The 21,848-nt window shown below is 65.6% G+C and carries 27 protein-coding genes; 21 read left to right on the forward strand and 6 right to left on the reverse strand.

The window, feature by feature from the left end:
- The first annotated feature begins 117 nt into the window (after positions 1-117).
- The 3 genes from EGD98_RS03285 (at position 118) to EGD98_RS21230 (ending at position 1,716) form a co-directional block, all read left to right on the forward strand.
- Complete coding sequence (locus tag EGD98_RS03285; protein ID WP_220586925.1) at positions 118-756, forward strand: MinD/ParA family ATP-binding protein; 639 nt, start codon at positions 118-120, stop codon at positions 754-756.
- Between the two features lie 29 nt (positions 757-785).
- Positions 786-1,415, forward strand: coding sequence for an RAD55 family ATPase (locus EGD98_RS03290; RefSeq protein WP_220586926.1), 630 nt, complete (start codon positions 786-788; stop codon positions 1,413-1,415).
- 160 nt (positions 1,416-1,575) lie between these two features.
- A complete protein-coding gene (locus EGD98_RS21230) occupies positions 1,576-1,716 on the forward strand; it encodes a rubrerythrin-like domain-containing protein (protein ID WP_220586927.1) in 141 nt (46 codons plus the stop codon).
- Positions 1,717-1,744: 28 nt separating this feature from the next.
- Here EGD98_RS21230 and EGD98_RS03300 read toward each other — a convergent pair whose 3' ends face one another.
- Positions 1,745-2,860: a nitric oxide synthase oxygenase gene (locus tag EGD98_RS03300; RefSeq protein ID WP_220586928.1), complete on the reverse strand. Its 1,116-nt coding sequence runs from the start codon at positions 2,858-2,860 to the stop codon at positions 1,745-1,747.
- Positions 2,861-3,034: 174 nt separating this feature from the next.
- Here EGD98_RS03300 and EGD98_RS03305 point away from each other — a divergent pair, with 174 nt between their 5' ends.
- Positions 3,035-3,805 carry a DICT sensory domain-containing protein gene (locus EGD98_RS03305; protein ID WP_220586929.1) on the forward strand — a complete coding sequence of 257 codons (771 nt, stop codon included), beginning with the start codon at positions 3,035-3,037 and terminating at the stop codon, positions 3,803-3,805.
- 23 nt (positions 3,806-3,828) lie between these two features.
- On the opposite strand, the gene EGD98_RS03310 is transcribed toward EGD98_RS03305, so the two are convergent.
- Complete coding sequence (locus EGD98_RS03310) at positions 3,829-4,788, reverse strand: FKBP-type peptidyl-prolyl cis-trans isomerase (protein ID WP_220586930.1); 960 nt, start codon at positions 4,786-4,788, stop codon at positions 3,829-3,831.
- A 51-nt stretch (positions 4,789-4,839) separates the two neighbouring features.
- A complete protein-coding gene (locus EGD98_RS03315) occupies positions 4,840-5,871 on the reverse strand; it encodes a threonine ammonia-lyase (protein WP_220586931.1) in 1,032 nt (343 codons plus the stop codon).
- A 122-nt stretch (positions 5,872-5,993) separates the two neighbouring features.
- Here EGD98_RS03315 and EGD98_RS03320 point away from each other — a divergent pair, with 122 nt between their 5' ends.
- The 13 genes from EGD98_RS03320 (at position 5,994) to EGD98_RS03380 (ending at position 16,120) form a co-directional block, all read left to right on the forward strand.
- The gene (locus EGD98_RS03320) at positions 5,994-6,344 is read left to right on the forward strand and encodes a DsrE family protein (RefSeq protein ID WP_220586932.1); all 351 of its coding nucleotides are present in this window, start codon (positions 5,994-5,996) and stop codon (positions 6,342-6,344) included.
- Positions 6,345-6,436: 92 nt separating this feature from the next.
- Positions 6,437-7,183: a helix-turn-helix domain-containing protein gene (locus tag EGD98_RS03325; RefSeq protein ID WP_220586933.1), complete on the forward strand. Its 747-nt coding sequence runs from the start codon at positions 6,437-6,439 to the stop codon at positions 7,181-7,183.
- A gap of 116 nt (positions 7,184-7,299) precedes the next feature.
- On the forward strand, positions 7,300-7,470 hold the full coding sequence (locus EGD98_RS03330; protein ID WP_220586934.1) for a DUF1059 domain-containing protein: 171 nt from the start codon (positions 7,300-7,302) through the stop codon (positions 7,468-7,470).
- Positions 7,471-7,693: 223 nt separating this feature from the next.
- Positions 7,694-7,918 (forward strand): hypothetical protein, encoded by a 225-nt coding sequence (locus tag EGD98_RS03335; protein WP_220586935.1) that lies wholly within the window; start codon positions 7,694-7,696, stop codon positions 7,916-7,918.
- Positions 7,919-7,922: 4 nt separating this feature from the next.
- Positions 7,923-8,801 (forward strand): hypothetical protein, encoded by an 879-nt coding sequence (locus EGD98_RS03340; protein ID WP_220586936.1) that lies wholly within the window; start codon positions 7,923-7,925, stop codon positions 8,799-8,801.
- Positions 8,788-10,080 carry a YcaO-like family protein gene (locus EGD98_RS03345; protein WP_220586937.1) on the forward strand — a complete coding sequence of 431 codons (1,293 nt, stop codon included), beginning with the start codon at positions 8,788-8,790 and terminating at the stop codon, positions 10,078-10,080. Before EGD98_RS03340 ends, EGD98_RS03345 begins: the two co-directional genes overlap by 14 nt.
- Positions 10,077-10,850 (forward strand): SagB/ThcOx family dehydrogenase, encoded by a 774-nt coding sequence (locus tag EGD98_RS03350; RefSeq protein ID WP_220586938.1) that lies wholly within the window; start codon positions 10,077-10,079, stop codon positions 10,848-10,850. The genes EGD98_RS03345 and EGD98_RS03350 overlap by 4 nt, the downstream gene beginning before the upstream one ends.
- A gap of 115 nt (positions 10,851-10,965) precedes the next feature.
- Positions 10,966-11,508, forward strand: coding sequence for a class IV adenylate cyclase (gene cyaB / locus EGD98_RS03355; RefSeq protein ID WP_220586939.1), 543 nt, complete (start codon positions 10,966-10,968; stop codon positions 11,506-11,508).
- 63 nt (positions 11,509-11,571) lie between these two features.
- Complete coding sequence (locus tag EGD98_RS03360; RefSeq protein ID WP_220586940.1) at positions 11,572-12,774, forward strand: methionine adenosyltransferase; 1,203 nt, start codon at positions 11,572-11,574, stop codon at positions 12,772-12,774.
- A 163-nt stretch (positions 12,775-12,937) separates the two neighbouring features.
- Positions 12,938-13,372 (forward strand): carboxymuconolactone decarboxylase family protein, encoded by a 435-nt coding sequence (locus EGD98_RS20980; protein ID WP_220586941.1) that lies wholly within the window; start codon positions 12,938-12,940, stop codon positions 13,370-13,372.
- Between the two features lie 49 nt (positions 13,373-13,421).
- The gene (locus EGD98_RS03370; RefSeq protein WP_220586942.1) at positions 13,422-14,609 is read left to right on the forward strand and encodes a tRNA sulfurtransferase; all 1,188 of its coding nucleotides are present in this window, start codon (positions 13,422-13,424) and stop codon (positions 14,607-14,609) included.
- Positions 14,610-14,636: 27 nt separating this feature from the next.
- Positions 14,637-15,128: a DUF5804 family protein gene (locus tag EGD98_RS03375; protein WP_220586943.1), complete on the forward strand. Its 492-nt coding sequence runs from the start codon at positions 14,637-14,639 to the stop codon at positions 15,126-15,128.
- 230 nt (positions 15,129-15,358) lie between these two features.
- Complete coding sequence (locus EGD98_RS03380) at positions 15,359-16,120, forward strand: helix-turn-helix transcriptional regulator (RefSeq protein ID WP_220586944.1); 762 nt, start codon at positions 15,359-15,361, stop codon at positions 16,118-16,120.
- On the opposite strand, the gene EGD98_RS03385 is transcribed toward EGD98_RS03380, so the two are convergent.
- Positions 16,117-17,040 (reverse strand): PLP-dependent cysteine synthase family protein, encoded by a 924-nt coding sequence (locus EGD98_RS03385; RefSeq protein ID WP_220586945.1) that lies wholly within the window; start codon positions 17,038-17,040, stop codon positions 16,117-16,119. The genes EGD98_RS03380 and EGD98_RS03385 overlap by 4 nt on opposite strands.
- 109 nt (positions 17,041-17,149) lie before the next feature.
- Between EGD98_RS03385 and EGD98_RS03390 the strand changes: the two genes are divergently transcribed.
- The 3 genes from EGD98_RS03390 (at position 17,150) to EGD98_RS03400 (ending at position 19,067) form a co-directional block, all read left to right on the forward strand.
- A complete protein-coding gene (locus EGD98_RS03390; RefSeq protein WP_220586946.1) occupies positions 17,150-17,584 on the forward strand; it encodes a DUF488 domain-containing protein in 435 nt (144 codons plus the stop codon).
- A 41-nt stretch (positions 17,585-17,625) separates the two neighbouring features.
- Positions 17,626-18,018, forward strand: a complete 393-nt coding sequence (locus EGD98_RS03395) for a thioredoxin family protein (RefSeq protein WP_220586947.1) — start codon at positions 17,626-17,628, stop codon at positions 18,016-18,018.
- 71 nt (positions 18,019-18,089) lie between these two features.
- The gene (locus EGD98_RS03400; RefSeq protein ID WP_220586948.1) at positions 18,090-19,067 is read left to right on the forward strand and encodes a hydroxyacid dehydrogenase; all 978 of its coding nucleotides are present in this window, start codon (positions 18,090-18,092) and stop codon (positions 19,065-19,067) included.
- 40 nt (positions 19,068-19,107) lie between these two features.
- Here EGD98_RS03400 and cutA read toward each other — a convergent pair whose 3' ends face one another.
- On the reverse strand, positions 19,108-19,416 hold the full coding sequence (cutA, locus tag EGD98_RS03405; RefSeq protein ID WP_220586949.1) for a divalent-cation tolerance protein CutA: 309 nt from the start codon (positions 19,414-19,416) through the stop codon (positions 19,108-19,110).
- Between the two features lie 145 nt (positions 19,417-19,561).
- On the opposite strand from cutA, the gene EGD98_RS03410 reads away from it, so the two are divergent.
- Entirely contained in the window at positions 19,562-21,358 is a 1,797-nt protein-coding gene (locus EGD98_RS03410; protein ID WP_220586950.1) for a PAS domain S-box protein, read from the forward strand.
- Positions 21,359-21,368: 10 nt separating this feature from the next.
- Here EGD98_RS03410 and EGD98_RS03415 read toward each other — a convergent pair whose 3' ends face one another.
- The gene (locus tag EGD98_RS03415) at positions 21,369-21,836 is read right to left on the reverse strand and encodes an ester cyclase (RefSeq protein WP_220586951.1); all 468 of its coding nucleotides are present in this window, start codon (positions 21,834-21,836) and stop codon (positions 21,369-21,371) included.
- Positions 21,837-21,848: the final 12 nt, after the last annotated feature.

Below are 21,848 nucleotides of genomic sequence, written 5' to 3' on the forward strand. Positions count from 1 at the left end.
CATAAATTCTGGGTCCTCGCCGTATCGGTGTTCGATACCGCCGTGCGCGTCCTTGGGCTCACGAGTAACACCGCTCTGGCCAAGCATTCAAAACAGATGCCGAACACACCCCCCGCCATGCTCGCAATCGCCGGGGGGAAGGGAGGGTGTGGGAAGACGACGACAGCCGTCGGGCTCGCGCGCGGGCTGGCCTCGCTGGGGACGCGCCCGCTGGTGGTCGACGCGGACCTCGATATGCCTGACCTGCACCACCGCACCGGCGTCGACCGACAGCCGGGTATCGCCGCGGCCCTCGACAGCGAGGACCCGCGTGCGGTTGCACAGCCGGGCGGCCGCTTCCCGGAGATAGACGTGCTTCCGTGTGCCGGGGCCGACACGGCGACCGCCGCAGCGCTGTTCGAGCGGCTCGCGGACGAGGGGCGCCCCGGCGACCCGGTCTTGCTGGACTGTCCGGCGGGTGCGAGTCCCGACGCGGCGGTCCCGCTGCGGGCGGCCGACCGGACCGTCCTCGTCTCGACGCCCCGGGAGCGGAGCCTGCGTGACGCGGCCAAGACGGCGGCGATGGCCCGTGAGCTCGAGGCGCCACCCGTCGCCGTGGTGCTTGTCCGCAGCGACGGGCATCTCGACCCGGGTGAGTTACTGGGCTGTTCCGCCGTGGTCCACGTCCCGGAGCTATCGGAACCTCCACTCGAAACGCAGGAATCCGCCGCGAGACACCTGCAGTGTGCGAAATCGGTAACCAAGCGGAATATTTAATCGGGTGGGATGGTAAGTTTCATCAGAGTATGGTCAACCGGCTACGCACGGGCATCGATGTCCTCGACCGGAAGCTCGACGGTGGTATCCCAGCGGGGAGCATCGTCGCGCTGACGGCACAGCCGGCGAGCCAGGCGGAGCTGTTCCTCTACGAACTAACCGCCACACGCGGGACGCTGTGGCTCTCGCTGGACCGCACCGCCGAGTCGGTCGTCGCCAGTATCGAACAGACACCAGCCAACACCGGCGACCCGACGGTCCGCCACATCTCCGGGGAGGCGCCGCTGGACAACGCGGGCAAACTCGTCTCGGCGCTGCCCGAGACTTCGAACCTCATCGTCGACCCGCTCGACGTCCTCGAAGCCCAGGAACCCCACTCCCGGTTCCGGGCGTTCATGAACGACCTCCAGAACCACATCGTCAACACGGGGAGTCTCGCGATTTTGCACTGTCTCGACGGCCGCGACGTCCCGCCCCTTAGAGACACGACGGAGCACTTCGCCGACGTCGTCTTCCAACTGAAGACGCGCACGATGGGCGACGAAGTGGAGAACAAGCTCGCCATTCCCAAGTTCCGCGGCGGCCGCGCGCCCAACGACATCATCAAACTCGATCTGGTCGAACAGGTCAGCATCGACACGAGCCGGGACATCGCGTAACGTCACGGCCAACGTCCGCACACTGATTGTCGCCGCCCGTGCAACTGTTTCCGGACTAGTCGCCCGAAAAGTGTCCGGATACTGTAAATCTCGGCTGGTTCTGTGGAAAATGTTCGGTGACTTGAAAGATTTATGCGGCCGGAAGTGTTATCCATACCACATGAACGGCCGAGACCCGCTGGCCAAAGAACAGAAACAATTCAGATGTTCGGACTGCGCGTACCGGACGACAGCCCCGAGTCGGACGCTAAAGTGCAGGCGCTGTGGTGGTGTGATGAAAAATACGGCCATCCCACGGTGAGGACCGGGACGACAGACCACGGGAGAGCCTACTCGGATATCAGGTCCGGGTCCTCCTGGTAGAAGAAGTTCGGCGTCTTGACCTCTTCGTCGTAACTGGAGTGGAACACCTGTGTCGTCGCTGGGTTGGTCGGCGGAATCAGCCACGACCAGTCGCCGGTGATGTCGCGGCCTTCGGCGTTTTCGTTGTGTTCGAACTGCTCGAACTGGTCGGTCACCTCGTGGGGGTCAGTGATCCGGACGCCCGCCTCGTCGAACGAGTGGATGACCGCGCGGTGTATCGCCAGGGTCGCTTCGTCCTTCCACAGCGACCGGTCCTCGCTGGTGTCCAGTCCCAGCCGCTGTGCGACCTCGGGGAGCATATCGTAGCGGTCCTCGTCGGTGAGGTTGCGTGCGCCGATCTCCGTAGAGAGATACCAGCCGTTGAACGGCGCCGCCGTGTACCGTATCCCCCCGATTTCCAGACACATATTGGACACTATCGGCACGTCGATCCACTTCAGCCCGAGGTCGGCGAACCACTCGTAGTCGGGGTGTGTCAGTTCGACTTCCTCGACGACGGAGTCTGGGACCTCGAACATCGAGGGGTCCTCCTCGCCGACCTGGATGACGTGAGGCAGGATATCGAAGTCGGTCCGCTCTGGCTCCCACCCTCGGGAGAGACAGTACTCCGTGAACTCGGTCTCTGCGGGGTCGCCGACGATTCCGTCCTCGGTTTCGTATCCCGCGTACCGGAGCAGCTCGTAGTTCCAGATTCGGACCTGCTGTTCCCCCGGGACTATGGGTTTAAAAACCGTAATCGTCGGGACGATGTCCCCGCCGTTGCGGCCGTGCTCGATGTGTCGACAGCAGGCCTCGTGGATCTCGGCGGGCGTCTCGAGGTCCCGCTCGTCTATGACCTCCAGCGTGTCCCAGAACAACCGGCCCACACACCGATTGCTGTTGCGCCAGGCCATCTTGGCGCCGTGTTCGAGCTCTTCGTAGGTGTGGTCGTAGTGGCCCCGCTCCCGGATTTCGGCCCTGATTTCGGCTATCCTGTCTTCGATTTCCGCTTCCTTGTCTAATTCCGTGTAACACTCCCTGACGAACGACTCTGCCTCTTCGAGTAGCCCCTCCCTGTCGTAGCGGTTCTCGATGTCGTACATTTATCCAACAATCGTCCAGTCACTACCAATTTGCAGTTAAATTTTTCTAACGTAATTTAATTGGCCGCGTCGCTCCCATCGACACCACCCTCACTGCGGTTCAGCGTCGTTCCGGTCGGAACAAGCCGGCAGGCCCCCAGCAGGCTTAATTGGTCATGGTGACACATCCCACATATGTCTTCGGCGGTAGAGCAGTTGCGGGCACTCGTCGGGGAGACAGCTGCCCCGGAGCAGTCCCTCGTCGTGGTCAATCGAACGGAGGGGGACCCGATTCAGCGGTTGCTCGCGACGACGTTCGACGGGCAGTCGGTCGACATCAGGGAGTCGGACGTCCCCGACGCGGAGGACGATACGGTTGTGCTCGTCCGGGACGGTGCGGTCGTCGCCACGTCGTCACTACAGTCAGTGATGGACGCCTGCTTGCTGGTCAACAGCGACCTCTACCGGACGGGACCGGGCGGTATCGAGAAGTCACGCGCCCCGTCGGTGATTACGGAACTCGACGAGACCGTCTTCAAGCTGCGGGGGTTCCCTGCGTCAGTGAAGGAGAAGCTCATCCTGATACTCATCTCGCGGTACATAGAGACACTCGCGCTCGACCATGGAGCGGGCGTCCTCCGCGCGACGTTCCAGGAACTCTCGCGGCTCGGGACCGAGAACGGGACCCGAGAGGTATACCGACGACTGTCCGAGACCGACCTGTCAGTCCACGTCTACGGCGTCAACGACTGGGAGCTGTCCCCTGACCTCGATATCGTCGCCCACACCGGCTCCCACCGTGGCTACCGGGACTCGTGGTGTGTCGTGTTCCGCCCGCCAGACGACCGTGACCGCCACGCGGCCCTCCTCGCGCTGGAGACCGGACCAAACGAGTGGGTCGGAACCTGGACCTACGACGCACAGAAGGTTCGGCGTGTCGACGAGATACTCGTCGACGAGTTCTGAACAGCCCAAAAGGGTGTCGGGCGTTATTCGCCGGCGTTCTCGAGCTCTTCTGCGATCTCCTCTGCGTCGACGTCGGCGTCCTCTAGCTGCTCTTCGAGGCCACCCATGCCGCCGCCCATCATGCCGGGCATACCCATGCCGCCACCGCCGATCTCCTCCTGGACTATGATGCGGTCGACGCCGAGCAGCTGGGTCAGCTGCTGGGCGATCTGCTGTTTGCCCATCATCCACTGCTGGTTCATCGTCAGCTGCGGCGTCGCCTCGATGTAGAGCGTGTCCTTCTCGACCTCGACGGTCTCGTACTCGGGCTCGCTCGCTTCGGCGTCATCCGACGCCTCGCTCTCCTCGTCTTCGTCGCTCTCGACGAGCTGCTCTTCCTCGACGGTCTCCTGTTCGAACCAGACGTCGAGCTCGACGTCGAGCATCAGCGAGAGGATGCCCTGGGCCTTCTCCTCGCGGTCGGTGACCTCGGCGACGACCTCGTATTCGTACTCGACGGCCTCACCGGCGAGCGGGTGGTTGAAGTCGACGCGCGCGCGGCCGCCGATGATGGTCTCGAGACGGCCCTGCTCGCCGTCGATCTGGACCTGGGCCCCGGGGTAGCGGTCGTCCTCGTCGATCTTGTCTTTCGTGACGGTGCGGACCTGTTCTTCGTCGTACTCGCCGAAGGCGTCTTCGGCGGAGACGGTGACGGTCCCCTCGTCGCCGACCTCCTTGCCGTAGATGTCCTCCTCGACGTCCGGGAAGATGTGGCCTTCCCCCAGCACGATGGTGCGCGGGCCCCAATCTTGCTGGTCGGTGTCGATACCCTCGTCCGCGGCGACCTCCTCGTCGGTCGTGTCGACGAGCTGGCCTTCGTCGACGGTTCGGGCGGTGTAGGCGAGTTTGACGACGTCGCCGGACTGGAATCCGCTCTCGGGCTCTTCGTCGGCCGCGTCTTCCGCTTCTGGCTCTGTCTCCTCGGCCTCGGAGTCGTTGCTCATACCCCGAAGGACTGCCGTGGCACTCTTAAGAACAACGTTTCGGCCTGGGACTCACATCGGGTCGCCATACTCGGCGAGGATGGCGTCGAGCTTCCCGTAGTCGATGTTCCGGCCCGAAACCGGGACGACGACAGTCTCGCCCGCGATATCGTCCGCGCCGAGCGCGGCGGCGACGGCCGTCCCGCAGGCGCCCTCCATGACGATGCGCTCCTCGGTGAACAGCCGAGCGACGGCGTCGTGGATGGCCGCCTCCGAGACGAGCGTGAAATCCGCGAGCCCGTCACGGAGGATAGCCATCGTGAGCGCGAAGGGGACGCGGGTGGCGACGCCCTCGGCGCTGGTCTCCATCCTGTCGTGTGGCTCCAGCGTGTCCTCGTGGTAGGCCCGATGCATCGCCGGGGCCGCGGCGGACTGGACGCCCACGACGTCGGCGTCGGTCAGTGCGCCGACGGTGAGCGAGTAGCCGACGGCGGACGTGCCACCGCCGATAGGGGTGTAAAGACGGTCGACATCGGGGAGTTCTTCGACGACCTCGAGCCCGGCGGTGCCGACCCCGGCGAGGAGCTTCGGCTCGTTGCCCGAGTGGACGTAGCGTTTGCCGGTCTCGACGGCCAGTTCCTCCACGTGCTCGCGGGCCGCGTCGTAGTCCGGCCCGTGCCGGATGACCTCGGCGCCCAGTTGCTCCATGGCCGCGACCTTCCCCCCGTTCGCGTCTTCGGGCACGCCGATGGTGACGGGCACGTCGAACTCGCGGCCCGCCCAGGCGATAGAGAGGCCGTGGTTCCCGGAGCTGGCCGCGATGACGCCCCGCTCTCGGAACTCCTCCTCGAGCGTGGCGAGCAGATTGACGCCGCCACGAACTTTGAACGCACCGGTGGGCAGCGTGTCCTCGCGCTTGAGGTAGACGTCGGCGTCGAGTTCGGCCGAGAGGTGCTCGCTGCGGACCAGCGGCGTCTCGGGGAGATACCGCGAGACGACCTTCCGCGCCCGGGCCACGTCGGCCGTCGTCGGCGGCGTCAGGTCGTGATACGGGAAGACGGTCGTGTCGTCGGGTGACTCGACCGGCTCGTAGCGACCGTCCATACCCTTACCCCGGGAGCACAGACAGTAAAACTCGTGGTCTCCCGCCGGCTCACGGTAGCGGCCCTGCGACCGACACGCCACGCCCCAGCAACCCTATTGGGGATGCTCCCGATAGCCAGCCCATGGCGAAACACGCATTCCTGCTGCTGTCGTCGCCGGAGAGCCCCGGAAAGCTGGCGAACCCGCTCACCTACGCCGCGCAGTTACACGACGCGGGCCACGAGGTGGCGGTCTACTTCGACGGCGACGCGACCACCTTCTTCGATGGGGTCGAAGACCACGCGCCGCCAGCGGTCGAGGCCTACGAGGGAGCCAGAGAGCGCGGGCTCGTCGCCGGCGTCTGTGACCACTGTGCGAACGCGAAAGGCGTCGCCGACGCCGTCGAGGCCGAAGGGTTCGAGATAGACGGGAGCGAGCACTCGCCCGATACCGCCGCCCTCGTCGAGGACGGCTTCGAACTGCACATGGTCTGAGAGAGACCTCGCGCGAGAGGAACGGTCGCTGTATTGGTAATGACCGAAACAGCCCTTACGATTAAGGGATTTTGACACATCTGGTAGGAAAGATGCAAGAGTTCGTGTTCACCGTCACGTACGACCGGGGGAGCGACCCGATAGCCGACGTGTTGATAGAGTATCCCGACGTCGTGATGACGTTGCTGGACTGTAGCGTGACCGAGGACAGCGTCTGGTTTCTCAACCGTATCACCGGTCCGGCGGCGGCGCTGGACCGGCTGGACGATATCTTCCTCGATTCGACACACTGCAACGAGTGTCTCAGCACGGAACTGTGCGATACAGAGTGGACCTACGAACTGCTATCGTGCGGCGAGAACAGCCGGACCGTCTACTCCTACGGGACCGAGGGCGATGACTGTCACTCGATACCCGCCATCGGCGGGGCCCACCTCGGCGACGGCCTCATCCACGACGCCGAGCGCCGCGGCGACCAGTACCGGTGGCGCATTCTCGTTCCGGACAACGCGGAACTGGGCGACCTGTACGAGACGATACGTAGCGGCCTCCGAGACGGGCTCAGTCTTCGCCTCGACCACCTGAAAGAGCCGACCCGGTGGGGGGACACCGTCGTCTCGCTGGCCGACGTTCCCTACGAGCAGCGGACGACGCTCAGGGCGGCCGTCGAAGAGGGCTACTACGAGACGCCGCGGGAGATAACCACACAGGAACTCGCCGACGAACTGGACATCCCACAGTCGACGGTCCAGTACCGGCTCTCCCGTGCCGAAGCGTGGCTGGCGACGGAGTTCGCCTCGGAAGTGTCCTGGGGCCAGGTTGACGACACCGGTGGGTAACAGCCCCGTTTCTAGTGATTGCGGGCAGGACAGCGACGCAGTTCAGCGCCGACGGTGGCGAGTTGGTTCTAACCAGACGAACTACCAATGGGGCCCGCCCGAGACGAACAGTCGCAATGGCACAAGAACTCAGCTGTGTCGTCGATGGCTGTGAGGCAACGATTACCGAGGAAACAGCGGAAGAGATACTCGAAGTAGCCGAGGCACACGCCGCCGAGGAACATCCCGACCTCGAACTGGATGAAGCGACCGTCGAGATGCTCAAAGACAACATCGAGGAAGTCTAACCGCATTCGCGGTAGAGAGCGCATCGTTATTGTTCGGTGGCGACGGTCCCTCACGACCGCCCGCCGATGACCCTTCTGGTGTTCGGGAGCCACCACCGCCGGCCGACGCGGAAACAGGCCAGCGGGAACCTCGCGTATCCTCTCGCAATCGACGGCACGGGGAGGCTGTTGGTCGCTACCAAGTCCAGTTTTATATGCTACCGACGGCGCAAATCAGGGTGTGATGGGAGAACACACTGACATCGACCTCGAAATCACCGACGGCCTCCCGGACGAGCTCCAGTCGGACGGGGAGGAGTCCGAGGATTCGGCGGCGTCCGATGCCGAGAACGACACCCCGACCAACGTGGGCGGCGGGTCCTACGGGGGCGGGGGCGGTGGGTCCTGTGGTGGGGGCGGGAGCGGTGGCTGCAGCGCCGCTGCGCCCGGACACGGGACCGACGAGTGAACCAATGAACGCGACCGAGATAACCACCGAGTCGAAGCTGAAAGTGCCGAATCTCACAGCGATGGCCGAGTACGAGGACGACATCGTCGTCTCGGGCATCACCGGAACCAAAACACTCTCCGGTGGCGCGGCACGGTTGAGCAGTGAGATACTAGATGCGAGTGACGGGGAAACGCCGCTCCGAGAGGTCGTCCCGGCAATCGGTGACGCGGCGACGGCAGTTGCCATCGCAGAGGCCCTGTACGAGGATGGCATCCTCTATCCGGTCGAACTGCTCGACCCGTTCGACGTCGACGAGGGCCACCGGAGTCTGCTGGAATCGCTCCTCCTCGGACTCGATGTGACACAGCGCCCGGCGTTCGCCAGCCGGGTCCAGGAGACCACCATCGGGCTGTATGGTGACCCGACGGTTGCCGAGGCGCTCCGCGAACCGCTCGAGGCTATCGGCTGTTCCCTCGACGACCCTGACCCGGACGTGATGGTGTTCGTCGAGACTGAATCGACCCGGGACCGTCGCGAGGTGAATCGAGACTGGCTGGACTCAGAGGCGACCCTCGTTCGCGCCCGCCTGCGCGGCTCGACCGTCGAAATCGGCCCCCTCCTGACGCCGTCGAGTGACGCCTGCTTAGAGTGTCTGACGACCCGGGCGGAACTGAACGACGCCCACCAGCGGCTCGACTACCGAAGTATCGTCTCGGCGTCGACGTACGAGACTGCGTTCTGTGGGCACGTGCTGACGAGGCTGGCACTGCAGGCGGGGCTCGACCGCATCCCGCCGGAACTGGTCGGCGAGATACGTCGGTTCGATTGCCGGACGTTCGAGCACACCAGTGCTCGCCTGCTCGGGGTCCCAGGGTGTGAGGCGTGTGATGCCAACGACTGACCAGACCCTGCAGGCGGGGCAGGCCCTCACTGACGAGGCGATAGGCGTTTTCAGCGGCATCCGTACCGGTTCGTCGCCGCCCGACGAACCACGGGTTCACACTGCCGCAGTGAACCGGGCACACCCGACATCGCTGACCGACGGCGTCACGGTGCCACCGAGTGAAGGCGGGTGTGCGCTGGACCCGGACGCCGCACTCGCCTCGGCCATCGGTGAGGGCGTCGAGCGATACTGTGCCGCTATCTACCGGAACAGCGACCTCCGCGAATCGACCTACGGCGCCCTCAATAGTGCCATCGACCCATCGTCCGTGGTCAATTTCGCACCGGCACAGCGCGACGCCGGGACGGTTCCGTCGCCACTCTATCGGGACGGGGACGAGATACGGTGGGTCGAGGGCGAACGCCTGTCCGATGGCACCGCGGTCTACGTGCCGGCACAGCTGGTCTACCTCTCGTATGATATGCGCGACGTGCCGTTTATCCGAGCACCGATAAGTACCGGTCTGGCCGCGGGTCTGGACCGCGAAGCCGCTGTTCGGCGCGGACTGCTGGAGATAGTCGAGCGGGACGCGTTCATGATTCACTATCTCACCAGGAGCCCGTTGCCGACGCTCCGAGTCGAGAACAGGGACGGCCCGGTCGGGCGGCTCCTCGACCGGATTGGGCGGGCGGGGCTCACGTGGCATCTACTCGATGCGCGGACGGACATCGGAATTCCGGTCGTAATAGCAGTACTGGTCGACCCACACGGGACACCAGCTGTCACCGTCGCCGCATCGGCACGACCCGACGCGCGGGCTGCGGTGCAGGCTGCCCTCGAAGAGGCGATACAGACGCGACTCTATCAGCAACATCTCGGTGCGACGAGCGCGCCAGAGGGCGCTCCCGAGGGAGCAGATATCGACCGCGAGAGCCGGCTGCGTGCCTGGAGCGAGCCGGGGTCGGCAGCGGACCTCGACTTCTGGACAGAGACGGATGCGACGATGACGCTCGCCGAACTGGACGCCGAGACGGCAGCTCTCGATGCCGACGGGGTGCGGGCGACCGTCGGGCAGAAGTGGGATGTGTCCGTCGTCGACGTGACGACGCGGGACGTGGCCGAGACCGGCTTCGAGGTCGTCAGGGTCGTCGCACCGGCCGCCCACCCCCTCTATCTCAGGGAGACGCGCAGGTACTGGGAGATGAGCCGTCTCGCCACCGTACCGGTAGCGTGTGGCTACCGCGAGGAGCCGCCGACACAGTCTGACCTGACTGGACAGCCACATCCGTTCCCATGAGCAAGCTGACCGACACTCTGTTTCCGCTGTACCGTCTGTACCACAAGAATCAGCGTGGGCTCGTCGACGCCGACGCGGTCGACCAGTCGGCCAAGCGCGAAGAGTGGGAGACTGGCGGGTACAAGGAGTACACTCGACTGGAGTCTGTGAGCCCGCCAGCGTCGTTCGACCCCGACGAGAGCGAGTTCCTTCGCGCGCTCCGGTCCAGGGAATCCTTCTCGGACGCGACGGGAGCCCGCCCGGTGACCCGGACGGAGCTGTTCACCGTGCTCAGCTGTGCCTACCGCATCGACCACGAGACAGCGACCCGCCCGGTCGCGTCTCCCGGCCGGCTGTATCCACTGGAAATCTATCCGCTGGTACTGGACTCGCCGGACCTCGACACCGGGCTCTACCACTACAACCCGGCACGGAACACACTGGAGCGGCCGGCCGACCCGTCGTACATCGACGACCGATTCGGTCCTTTCGACGAGTTTCTCGCGGAGAACTGGACGCATCTGGGCCCCGACCACGAGGTCAGCGTCATGTTCTTCCTGACGGGCATTCCATCGCGTTCGACGGCGAAATACGGCGAGCGAGGCTATCTGTTCACGCTCGTCGAGGCCGGCGAAGTGATACACGCGATACAGCTCGCGGCGATGCATCTCGGCATCGGTTCGCGCCCGTACGCGGGATTCAGGTACGATGTCGCTGACGAACTACTCGGGCTCGCGAGCGACGATAGCGAGTGGGTACTCGCGAGTCTCGCCCTGGCCGGGCCCGGCTAGCCATTCCATCGGTCGACGGAGACAATCCGCGCAGGGTCACGTCACTGGACACGCCTGCGGACCTCCCGCACCGCGATAACACCGTTTTTTCACCGCCCACGCCGAGAGGAGCAGTATGTACGAAGTCGAAGTGAAAGTCGCCGCCGACCTGGCCGCCGTCGCCGAGCGCCTCGACGACCTGGGCGCCACACAGACGGGTGACGTCGTGCAGGTGGATACGTACTACGACGCGCCCCACCGGGACTTTGCCGAGACCGACGAGGCGTTGCGGGTGCGCCGCGAGACCGAAGCCGGCGACACCGAGGCCCGCATCACCTACAAGGGGCCGCTGGTCGAGGCCGAGTCGAAGACCCGCGAGGAAGAGGAGACGCGTGTCGACGACGGCGAGACGGCCGACGCTATCTTCGAGAACCTGGGCTTTTCCCCGGCCGCCACTGTCGAGAAGGACCGACGGTTCTACCGCTACGACGGCTACACGGTGACGCTGGACGACGTCGAGGGGGTCGGCGAGTTCGTCGAGGTGGAGACCGAGACCGACGAGGACGGCGTCGAAGCCGCCCGCGAAGGGGCCTACGAGGTCCTTCGCGAACTGGGACTGGACCCCGGCGACCAGACCCGGACGTCGTATCTCGGTCTGTTGCTCGAAGATTCCTCGTAGTAATCTTTGCGTGCCGAGCGGTTCCCGTAAGTTATAGGAGCGGCCGCAGTTTAGGGGCGGGCAATGACCGAGCGGAATATCCACGTCGCCCCCGAGAGCGGACTCGCAGTCGAGGAGCAGAACGTCGAAATCGTCGAGCGGAAGGGTATCGGCCACCCAGACTCCATCTGTGACGGGGTCGCAGAGAGCGTCTCCCGCGCGCTCGCACAGACCTACATCGACCGCTTCGGGAAAGTCCTGCACTACAATACGGACGAAACACAGCTCGTCGCCGGCACCGCCGCGCCGGCCTACGGCGGCGGCGAGGTGCTCGAACCCATCTACCTGCTCGTGGTCGGTCGCGCGACCAAGACCTACGACGGCGAGCGCATCCCCGCCGAGACCATCGCCCTGCGCGCCGCCCGCGAGTATCTGGGCGAGAACTTCCCGCATCTCGATCTGGGAACCGACATCGTCGTCGACGTGGAGTTCGGCGAGGGCTCTGGCGACCTCCAGACCGTCTTCGGCGAGGAAGAGGTCGTCCCGAACGCCAACGACACCAGCTACGGCGTCGGCCACGCGCCCTTCTCGGAGACCGAGCAGATCGTCGCCAACACCGAACGGTCGCTCACCGGTGAGTACGCCGCCGACAACCCCGTCGTCGGCCAGGACGTGAAGGTGATGGGCAAGCGCGAGGGTGACCACATCGACGTGACCGTCGCCGTCGCGATGGTCGACGAGTACGTCGGCGACTTAGACGAGTACAAACAGGCCGTCGAAGACGTCCGGCACTACGTCGCCGACCTGGCGACGGAGTACACCGACCGCGACGTGAGCGTCCACGTCAACACCGCCGACGACTACGAGGAGGAGTCCATCTATCTCACGGTGACCGGGACCAGCGCCGAACAGGGCGACGACGGCTCCGTCGGTCGGGGCAACCGCGCCAACGGGCTCATCACGCCCAACCGGCCGATGAGCATGGAAGCCACGTCGGGGAAGAACCCCGTCAACCACATCGGGAAGATATACAACCTCCTCTCGACGGAGATCGCCCAGTCGGTCGTCGCGGAGGTCGACGGCATCCGCCAGATTCAGATTCGCCTGCTCTCACAGATCGGCTCGCCCATCGACCAGCCCCACGTCGCCGACGCGATGGTCGTCACCGACGAGGGCGTCGCCGTCGGGGACATCGAGGCGGAAGTCCGAGCCGCCATGGACGCGGAACTGGCCGACGTGACCGCCGTCACGCGCAAGGTCATCGAGGGCGAACTCTCGACGTTCTGAAGTGGTCGTGCGCTGACCCTACCGCTGCTCGCCCACGACATTCCATGGATGCCACCGACCGCGAAGCGGCGCCAGGGGCGCGTTTTCGGTCGGTATGGTCGGCAAAGCTGACGTGTGTCAACACATAACAAAGACTTCGGCGAACTGTTAGACGACACCGGTGGTGAGCCGTCACGTTCGCCGCCTGACAGCCATGGCGACAGAGCAACCTCAGACAGACGTCGAACAGCAGATGACCGACACCTTCGGGCAGGTCCCGCCGCCACTGGGGACCATTCCCGAGGACGATGCGGCGAGCGAGTGGCCGTTCTTCGAGAAGTACACCGTCGGCGAGTCAGAGATTCCGGCGAAGTATCGCGAGCTGATGGGACTGGCAGTCGCGGCCAACATCAAGTGTCCCTACTGCGCGCACTTCCACCGCCACGCCGCACAGATGCACGGCGCGACCGACGCCGAACTCGAGGAGACGTACGCGCTGTCGAGTCTCACCTCGCGCTACAGCGCGATGCTCCACGCACAGGAGTACGACCTCGACCAGTTCAAAGTCGAGATAGCACAGATTTCCGACCACCTCCAGTCCGCGGCGGGCGAGGAATAGGTCGCTCGGCGAGCGACACCCCTTTACCTTCCTTCGGGCAACTCCGGGTATGCACCCGCCCGAGGCCGACGTCGTGCTCGTGCGCCACGGCGAGCTGGGCGTCAAGAGCGAGCAGGTCCGCCGGAAGATGGAGGACCGCCTCGCACAGAACCTGCGGGCGATGTTCGACGCTCGCGGGCTCTCTGGCGATATCGAACGCCGGCGCAATCGCCTGTTCGTTCACACCGCCGAGCCGGACGCTGTCGCGGACGCGGCCGCCGACACGTTCGGCGTCGTCTCGGCCTCGCCGGCCCGCACCGTCGAGCCGACACTCGAGTCCATCGAGGCCGCCCTGGTGGCTGCGACCGAAGCGCACTACGACGGCGGCACGTTCGCCGTCGACGCCGCCCGTGCCGGCCCCAGCGACGCCCACCCCTTCGCCAGCACCGACATCGAGTCCGAGGGTGGCGCGGCCGTCTGGGACACGATCGAATCACTTAGCCAGGACCCAGCGGTCGACCTCGACGACCCCGACTTTCGGCTGTTCGTCGAGTGTCGCCAGGACGCGGCGTACGTCTTCCTGGAGAAGCGCGCGGGACCTGGCGGGCTCCCGCTGGGCACCCAGCGGCCGGTGGTCGCGCTGGTCAGCGGCGGTATCGACTCGCCCGTGGCCGCCTGGAAACTGATGGCGCGTGGCTGTCCCGTCGTCCCGGTGTACGTCGACCTGGGCGACTACGGCGGGCCGGACCACCGGGCGCGAGCGCGAGCGACCGTCGAGACCCTGGCGAGCTACGCACCGGGCGAGGAGATGGCTATGCACGTCGTCGATGCGGGTGCCGTAGTGGCCGACCTCGAAGCAGAGATGGGCGACCTGCGGATGCTCGCGCTGCGACGATATATGCTCGTGGCGGCCGAAGCCGTCGCCGAGTCGGAGCAGGCCGTCGGCGTTGTGACCGGCGAGGCAATCGGCCAGAAGTCGAGCCAGACGAGCGCGAATATCGCGGTGACCGACGCCGCGGCCTCGCTGCCGGTCCACCGGCCGCTGCTGGCGATGGACAAGGCCGACATCACGAACCTCGCCCGACGTATCGGCACCTTCGAGGACGCCACGGTCGACACTGGCTGCAACCGGGTCGCCCCGGAGCTCCCCGAGACGAACGCCGACCTCTATGCGCTCCGAGCCGCCGAGCCGAGCGACCTCTTCGAGCGGGCGCGGGCCTGTGCCGAGGCCCGCGAGGTCGTCCTCATCGAAAGGTAAATCTCCGGGGCGCTAGTGAGTCGGGGTATGGCCCAGGTGTGTCTCGTCGGGAGCGACGACGTGAACCTCCGGTACGAGTTGCTCTCCCGGGAGACCGCGCGGAACGCACTGGTCACCTACGACCTGCGCGAGCCCTTCGAGAACACGCTCCAGCTGGAGACGGTGAGTCTGGGCGCGGCGGTCGCGCTACTCAACGACCTGAACTGGTATCTCGTCCGGTTTACCGACGCCGCCTTCGTGAAGGTTCCTTCCATCAGCGAGAGCGAGTGGCTCTCGCGGGAGCTCGCGACGGCGATACGCGACGACGAGGTCGCGCCCGACGAGACGGGGCGGTTCCTGATGGTCTACGGCATCGAGGAGTCCGAGGTCGCCTCGGAGGAGGACGAGGAGCCGGCGTCACAGAAACTCGTCGAACCCATGCTGTTGACCCGCACCGGCGAGACAATTCCGGAGTACGACCTCCGTGAGGTGGCGGACACGCTCGTCGTACGCGTCACTGAGTCGGAGTTCGGTGCCTGAAAGACGGGTGCCACGCTGCCCCTCCCCTTCGCCACGACGAGTGTGTCAGAGGCATTGCCGTGACGACTGGACAGGTGTGTGCGAGCGCTGCGGCGGCCCACCCGCTTGAGACGTGGACTGCTGGACTGAAATACCGACCTGTCGGGAGAATTCCCACCTGCTGAACATCCGGCCACAACCTGGCGACCGAACCGGAACATCCATTCCACACTGGTAATTATTCGTTATATATGCCGCCGGCGAAGAACCACGCGGGCGTCGTCGCGAAACGACAGGATGTCCTCGCGGTCCTCGAGACCGGGATGCGGAAACCGGAGCTCGTCGACCAGCTCTCGCTGTCCCGGTCGACGGTCGACAGAGCTATCGACGAACTCCAGCAGGCCAGCCTCGTCGAACGCGACGGGAGCCACTACGTGACCACGTACGCCGGGCGGGAGTCGCTCGCGGCCTACGAGGGGTATCTCGACCGACTCGACGCGCTGGCTGAGGCCCAGCCGGTGCTGTCGGCGTTGCCGCCTGACCTCGACATCGACCCGGCCGTCCTGGAGGGTGCCCAGGTCGTCGAGTCGACGCCAGAGGCACCAGAAGCACCGATGGAGGCCAACATGGAGTACGTCACGGGAGCGACGCGCTTCCAGGGAACCGGCCCGACCGTGCTCCCGCGACACTTCGAGTTGATGCGGGACCTGGTCGAACAGGGGACCGAGACCGAACTCGTGCTGACCGAGTCGGTCCTCGGGGCGCTGACCGATACATACGCCGACGACTTCGAAGCGCTGTCCGTCACCGAGGAGCTGTCGCTTTACGTGACAGACGAGGCGATGTCCTTCGCCGTCTGGACGGCGGAGTCGCCCGACCGGACCGGCAGTGGCATCGTCGTCTACGACGACACCGGCGTGGCCGGCGTCATCAACAACGACACCCAGGCGATGAACGAGTGGGCCCAATCCGTCTACGAGCGGTACAAGGCCGACGCCGAACAGGTGTTCTAGTCGAACATCCCGGTCGACATGTACCGCTCGCCGCTGTCCCAGTAGACGGTGACGACGAGCGGGTCCGCGACGCCGTCGTCCAGTAGTTCTCCGGCCACCTCGCGGGCGGCGAGGTTCGACGCACCGGAGGACTGGCCCACGAGGATACCCTCCTCGCGGGCGAGGCGGCGACACTCGGCCTCGGCGTCGTCCAGTTCCACGGTCCTGACGTCGTCGAGCAGGTCCACGTCGAGGTTGTCGCTGATAAAGCCCGGCCCCATCCCCTGGAAGCTGTCCTCGCCGGTGCCCGGCTCCATCCCCGAGAGGACGGCGTTGCCCGCCGGTTCGACGGCGACGATGTCTATCTCTGGAAATTCCTCGCGGAGTCGGCGCCCGGTCCCCGTAATCGTGCCGCCGGTGCCGACACCGGCGACGAGCGCGTCGACGGTCCGGTCCCCCACCTGCTCGATGACCTCCTCGCCCGTGGTTTCGTAGTGGGCCCGCGGGTTCGCCGGGTTCTCGAACTGGCGCAACTGGACGTGGCCGTCGCGGTCGGTCAGTTCGTCGGCACGCTCTTTCGCGGCTGTGATGTCGCCCTCGACCAGTTCGATATCGGCGCCGTAGGCTTTCATTATCTGACGGCGTTCGGGCGACTTCGAGGACGGCATCACCAGCACCACGTCGTACCCTTTCGCCGCGCCGACCATCGCCATCCCGATGCCGGTGTTGCCGCTGGTCGGTTCCACGAGCGTGTCGCCCGGGCTGATGACTCCCTCGCGCTCGGCTCGTTCTATCATGAACCGCGCCGGCCGGTCCTTCGCGGAGCCGCCCGGGTTGAACGACTCGACCTTCGCGGCCACGGTCGCCCCCTCGGGCGCGGCGACCGACACCAGCGGCGAGCCGATGGTCTCGACGATAGAGTCGCTGAGTGACTCGTGCATTGCCCGCGGCTACGCCGTCGCCGGTTAAAACCCCCCGTGGAACCGCCAAACCCGTGGGGGAGTCGCGAGTGGCGGCAGTTCTTTCCGACAGCGAGGCGAACTGCCACCTATGAGCGGTGCCGTCTCCGAGGCGTACGTCGCGGCGATACAGCACGACCTGGCAGACCTCGACGGGGCGGAGACGCTCGTCGGCGTGGTCCGGGAGCCCGCTGGTTGGTTCCACGCGACGGTCGACGAGAACCAGCCCGAACTGGGTCCGCCGACGGACCTGCTCGCGGAGACGAAACAGCGCGCCGAGGACCTACAGATGCAGGGCCTCTGTGAGGAAGGTGCCCACAACGCCGCCTGGGACGAGACGGATTTCGAGTCCCGGTATCTGGCCCATCTTGACGACGACGAGGACGCCCAGCGGGCACTCGAAGAGCTGGCGGCCCGCGTCGCCGATGGTGAAGACGTCGCTCTCGTCTGCTTCGAGGGCGACCGCAAGCGCTGTCACCGGACACTCCTTCGGGGCCGACTCCTGGACCGACTCGAGACGGCTTAGCAGTCGGGAGGTTCAAGCCAGTTGCACCGTTACTGGCGGCCATGAGCGAAACCGGCCACCTCGAAACGATGGAACCGAACCCGGTCTGGGTACAGGACGCCTACGCCGACACGGTCGACCTCCTCTCCCGATACCGGACCGAGCTGGACTACCACATCTGGGGCGGCGACTGGTGCAAGGACTGTCGGGCCCAGCTGCCCGACTTCGGCGCGGCGCTGGACGCGGCGGAAATTCCCGACAACCGTATCCACCACTACCCGACCGAAAAGGAAGAGGACGGTTCGAAGACCGGTCCCGGCGTGGAGGAGTACGGTATCGAGTACATCCCGACCGTCGTCGTCGAGCACGACGGCGAGGAGATCGCACGCTTCGTCGAGGAGGAGCGGGTACCTATCGCCGTCTATCTCGCCGACGAAATCGAGTCGGCACTCTGAGCCGGCAGGATGCTCCGTCTGTGGCGCAGCGCCACACGTACTTTTACTTCTCCCCCGCGCGGAGATGTTATATGGCTGAAACTTGGGCCGTACTGGTTCCGGAGCAGATAGACCCGTCCGGACCGGAGTCGATAGCCGACTTCGCCGACTGTACCGGTATGGACGAGTACGACAGCGTCGACGCTGCACTGGACGATATCGCCAGCTACGACGCCGTCATCGTCAGAGTCGCCGAACTCGACGCCGACGTCATCGACCGGGCCGACCGGTTACAGATTATCGCCAAACACGGGGCCGGGCTGGACAACGTCGACATCGAGGCGGCCTCCGAGCGGGGTATCGTGGTCTGTAACACACCCGGCGCGAACTCACGCTCGGTCGCGGAACACGCGATGTCGCTCCTGTTCGCACTGCGGCGCAACCACCGGGGCGCTGACCGGCACGTCCGGGGCGGCGGCTGGGACCGCGGGGCCTACACCGGCCGGGAGCTGACCGGGAACACGCTGGGTCTGTTCGGCTTCGGTGCCATCGCCAGAGAGACCTCGGACCTGGCTCACGGCATCGGTCAGGAGGTGCTCATGTTCGACCCGTACGTCCCCGACGACGACGTCCCGGCGCGGGTCGAGCGGGTCACCGATTTCGGTGAGTTGTTCGCCCGGTCGGACGCGGTGAGCGTCCACGCACCGCTGACCCAGGAGACCCGACACGCTATCTCGACCGATGAACTGGCGGCGCTGGGCGAGCACGGCATCCTCATCAACACCGCCCGGGGGCCGATTGTCGACGAAGATGCGCTCCTGGAGGCGCTCGAGACCGACACCCTGGGCGCTGCGGGGCTGGATACGTTCGCCGAGGAGCCACCGGCGGACGACCACCCGCTGTTCGACCGGGACGACGTCCTCCTGACCCCCCACGTCGGCGGGGTCACCGAGGAAGCGCTGGCCCGAATGAGCCAGCGGGCCGCCGCAAACGTCCGGACCGTCCACGACGGCGGCGTGCCCCCGTCGACGGTGAACCGAGACGCCCTCGCGGACGAGGTCACGGAGTAACCACCAGCGCCGCCGCTTGCTCGGCCCCCGGCGCGATGTCTCACCCCTCCCCGACACTCTCGGCGCGCCAGTTCCCGAACGCGTCGAGGATATCGCTCTCGTCGAACCGTTCGATACACGGGACCTCGGAGGGGTGGAGGTCGACGACACGGTCGCGGAGGGCGGCGTATCGCTCGTCGGTCGTCTTCGCCAGGAGGACCGCCTCTTCGTCGGTGAGTACCTCGCCGTCCCAGCGATAGACGGAGTCACAGGCGAGGCGGTTTACACACGCCGCCAGTCGCTCCTCGACGAGTGTGCGGGCAATCTCCGGGGCCACGTCCCGTGGTGCCGTAATGTAGACAGTCGGCATACTGACGGCAACGGGGGGCTGGGGAATCAGGCTAGGGTTGTCTGACTCGTGACGGTATCGGACCCGAGCCAGCGGACAGGGGGTCGCCAGCGAACTCCAGGAACCCGAGGAACTATCACACACAACGTGAGTGTATATGGAGAGTATGGGTGATGCGATTCGTATTCTCCACGTCGACGACGACCCCGATTTCGCCGACGTGACAGCCGAATTTCTCCAGCGCGGGGACGACCGCTTCACTATCGAGACCGCCCTGGGCGGGGCCGATGGACTGGCCCGACTCACGCCGGCGGTCGACTGTATCATCTCCGATTACGAGATGCCCGGGATGGACGGCCTCGAGTTCCTCGAAGCCGTCCGTGAGGACCACCCCGACCTCCCGTTTATCCTCTTTACCGGCAAGGGGAGCGAGGAAGTCGCGAGCGAGGCGCTCACCCTCGGGGCGACGGATTATCTCCAGAAAGCGACCGGGACGGACCAGTACGAACTCCTCGCGAACCGGGTCAGTCGGGCAGTGGCGCAGTTTCGCGCGGAGCGGGAGCTGGAACGGAAGAACGTACTGCTGGAGAAGACCCAGGACCTCGCCGACGTGGGGGCCTGGGAGTACGACCCCCGGGCGGACGCGGCGTACTTCACCGACCAGGTGTACGAGATCTACGGCGTCGATACAGATTACAAGCCCGACCCCGAACAGGACATCGAACGGTTCTACCACCCGGACGACCGTGAAACCGTTCGCGACGCCGTGGCAGGGGCCTTAGAGGACGGCGAGCCGTACGATATCGAGGTCCGCATCATCGCGGCGGACGGCACCGAAAAGTGGGTGCGTACGCGGGCCGACCCGCAGTTCGAGAACGGCACCTGCAAACGTGTCCGGGGGACGATACGGGACATCACCGAACGCAAGGAACGGGAACAGAACATCGCACAGACCAAAGAGTGGTATCAGACGCTGCTGGACGGCGCCCCGGACGCGGTCTTCGTCGCTGACGCCGACTCCGGCGAAATCCGCGAGACCAACCAGGCGGCGACACGGCTGCTCGGCCGGTCTCGCGAGGAGATTGTCGGGCTCGACCAGACGGCGCTCCATCCTCCAGAGAAGGCCGGGGAGTACGCCGACGTGTTCAGTGAACACGTCGGTGCTGACGGTGGCCGTGACGAGACGCTCGGGGAGCAGGTCGAACTCGCCGTCGTCGACACGGACGGCGAGCAGATACCTGTAGAGATCAACGCCCAGACCGTCGAAATCGACGGGGAGGAGTACAATCAGGGGTACTTCCGCGATATCTCGGCCCGGAAGGAGCGCGAACGCGAACTCAGGCGGCAGAACGACCGTCTCGACGAGTTCGTGACGGTGGTGAGCCACGACCTCCGGAACCCGCTCCGGACGCTTTCGGCGTCACTGGACCTCATCGAGACCGACGACGAAGAGTCACTCGAACGCTGTCACGACACCGTGGCTCGGATGGAGCGGCTCATCGATAATCTGGTGAACCTCGCGCGACACGGTGAGACGGACTCCGAGCCAGCGCCGGTCCGGCTTCCGGACCTTGCCAGGGCGTCTGCCCGGACGACCGGGGTGTCTGCGGACGCACTCTCAGTGACGACGGACGCGACCATCGTCGCCGAGGAATCCCGTCTCAGACACCTGTTCGAGAACCTCTTTGCCAACGCAATCAGCCACGGCGGTCAGGACGTCTCGATTACCGTCGGCCGCCTCGACGACGGCTTCTACGTGGCCGACGACGGGTCGGGCATTCCCGTGGCCGAACGCGACCGCGTCTTCAGAGTCGGCTACTCGACGAGTGGCGAAGGAACCGGCTTCGGACTGAACATCGTCAAGCAGGTGGCCGAGGCACACGGCTGGTCGATTCGGGCGACGGCGAGTGCTGAGGGGGGCGCCCGCTTCGAGATTACCGGCGTCGAGTTCACGGCGGACTGACTGGCGCGGCCTACAGCGTTCGGAGTTTCCACCGGAGCATCCGGGGCAGGTGTCCAAGCACCGCCGGGAACGAGATGCCGAGCTGTCGCTTGAACGTCGCCAGGTCCCAGTAATCCCGCCAGGTCGTAATGCCCGCATCTGACATCGTAAACAGCGAGACGGTGGGCAGTGCGAGCGACTCGCCAGTCGGGGGAACGTGTTCCAGTGACTCCTCGAACGTCCCGTAAAGCGTCGCTTGCACGGCGACCGTGCTGTCCTCGCCCCCGATAACCCGCTCGCGCTCCCACCTGGCGTCGGGGAACACGTCGAAGAAGCCGACACACATCTCGTGGAACTCGGCTTTCGCGAGCGGTTCGTCCTGGAACGGGTCGGTAAAGGTCCCTTCGGGGGCCATCTCGGCGACGATGCCGTCCGTATCGTGGTCGTTGAACGCCTCGAACACCCGCTCTACGCGCCGTACCCTCTCAGCCCGGGACATGACCGTAGCCTA

This window comes from Haloarcula salinisoli, from assembly GCF_019599405.1.
Lineage (GTDB): Archaea > Halobacteriota > Halobacteria > Halobacteriales > Haloarculaceae > Haloarcula > Haloarcula salinisoli.

Excerpts from the sequence above, each read along its gene's own strand:
- EGD98_RS03410 (WP_220586950.1), top strand. The coding sequence starts at position 19,562 with ATGGGTGATGCGATTCGTATTCTCCACGTCGACGACGACCCCGATTTC.
- EGD98_RS03320 (WP_220586932.1), top strand. The coding sequence starts at position 5,994 with ATGGCGAAACACGCATTCCTGCTGCTGTCGTCGCCGGAGAGCCCCGGA.
- cyaB (WP_220586939.1), top strand. The coding sequence starts at position 10,966 with ATGTACGAAGTCGAAGTGAAAGTCGCCGCCGACCTGGCCGCCGTCGCC.
- EGD98_RS03335 (WP_220586935.1), top strand. The coding sequence starts at position 7,694 with ATGGGAGAACACACTGACATCGACCTCGAAATCACCGACGGCCTCCCG.
- EGD98_RS21230 (WP_220586927.1), top strand. The coding sequence starts at position 1,576 with ATGAACGGCCGAGACCCGCTGGCCAAAGAACAGAAACAATTCAGATGT.
- EGD98_RS03380 (WP_220586944.1), top strand. The coding sequence starts at position 15,359 with ATGCCGCCGGCGAAGAACCACGCGGGCGTCGTCGCGAAACGACAGGAT.
- EGD98_RS03395 (WP_220586947.1), top strand. The coding sequence starts at position 17,626 with ATGAGCGAAACCGGCCACCTCGAAACGATGGAACCGAACCCGGTCTGG.
- EGD98_RS03390 (WP_220586946.1), top strand. The coding sequence starts at position 17,150 with ATGAGCGGTGCCGTCTCCGAGGCGTACGTCGCGGCGATACAGCACGAC.
- EGD98_RS03325 (WP_220586933.1), top strand. The coding sequence starts at position 6,437 with ATGCAAGAGTTCGTGTTCACCGTCACGTACGACCGGGGGAGCGACCCG.
- EGD98_RS03285 (WP_220586925.1), top strand. The coding sequence starts at position 118 with ATGCTCGCAATCGCCGGGGGGAAGGGAGGGTGTGGGAAGACGACGACA.
- EGD98_RS03300 (WP_220586928.1), bottom strand. The coding sequence starts at position 2,860 with ATGTACGACATCGAGAACCGCTACGACAGGGAGGGGCTACTCGAAGAG.
- cutA (WP_220586949.1), bottom strand. The coding sequence starts at position 19,416 with ATGCCGACTGTCTACATTACGGCACCACGGGACGTGGCCCCGGAGATT.
- EGD98_RS03330 (WP_220586934.1), top strand. The coding sequence starts at position 7,300 with ATGGCACAAGAACTCAGCTGTGTCGTCGATGGCTGTGAGGCAACGATT.
- EGD98_RS03340 (WP_220586936.1), top strand. The coding sequence starts at position 7,923 with ATGAACGCGACCGAGATAACCACCGAGTCGAAGCTGAAAGTGCCGAAT.
- EGD98_RS03360 (WP_220586940.1), top strand. The coding sequence starts at position 11,572 with ATGACCGAGCGGAATATCCACGTCGCCCCCGAGAGCGGACTCGCAGTC.
- EGD98_RS03350 (WP_220586938.1), top strand. The coding sequence starts at position 10,077 with ATGAGCAAGCTGACCGACACTCTGTTTCCGCTGTACCGTCTGTACCAC.
- EGD98_RS03315 (WP_220586931.1), bottom strand. The coding sequence starts at position 5,871 with ATGGACGGTCGCTACGAGCCGGTCGAGTCACCCGACGACACGACCGTC.
- EGD98_RS03310 (WP_220586930.1), bottom strand. The coding sequence starts at position 4,788 with ATGAGCAACGACTCCGAGGCCGAGGAGACAGAGCCAGAAGCGGAAGAC.
- EGD98_RS03415 (WP_220586951.1), bottom strand. The coding sequence starts at position 21,836 with ATGTCCCGGGCTGAGAGGGTACGGCGCGTAGAGCGGGTGTTCGAGGCG.
- EGD98_RS03305 (WP_220586929.1), top strand. The coding sequence starts at position 3,035 with ATGTCTTCGGCGGTAGAGCAGTTGCGGGCACTCGTCGGGGAGACAGCT.
- EGD98_RS03370 (WP_220586942.1), top strand. The coding sequence starts at position 13,422 with ATGCACCCGCCCGAGGCCGACGTCGTGCTCGTGCGCCACGGCGAGCTG.
- EGD98_RS03400 (WP_220586948.1), top strand. The coding sequence starts at position 18,090 with ATGGCTGAAACTTGGGCCGTACTGGTTCCGGAGCAGATAGACCCGTCC.
- EGD98_RS03290 (WP_220586926.1), top strand. The coding sequence starts at position 786 with ATGGTCAACCGGCTACGCACGGGCATCGATGTCCTCGACCGGAAGCTC.
- EGD98_RS03375 (WP_220586943.1), top strand. The coding sequence starts at position 14,637 with ATGGCCCAGGTGTGTCTCGTCGGGAGCGACGACGTGAACCTCCGGTAC.
- EGD98_RS03385 (WP_220586945.1), bottom strand. The coding sequence starts at position 17,040 with ATGCACGAGTCACTCAGCGACTCTATCGTCGAGACCATCGGCTCGCCG.
- EGD98_RS03345 (WP_220586937.1), top strand. The coding sequence starts at position 8,788 with ATGCCAACGACTGACCAGACCCTGCAGGCGGGGCAGGCCCTCACTGAC.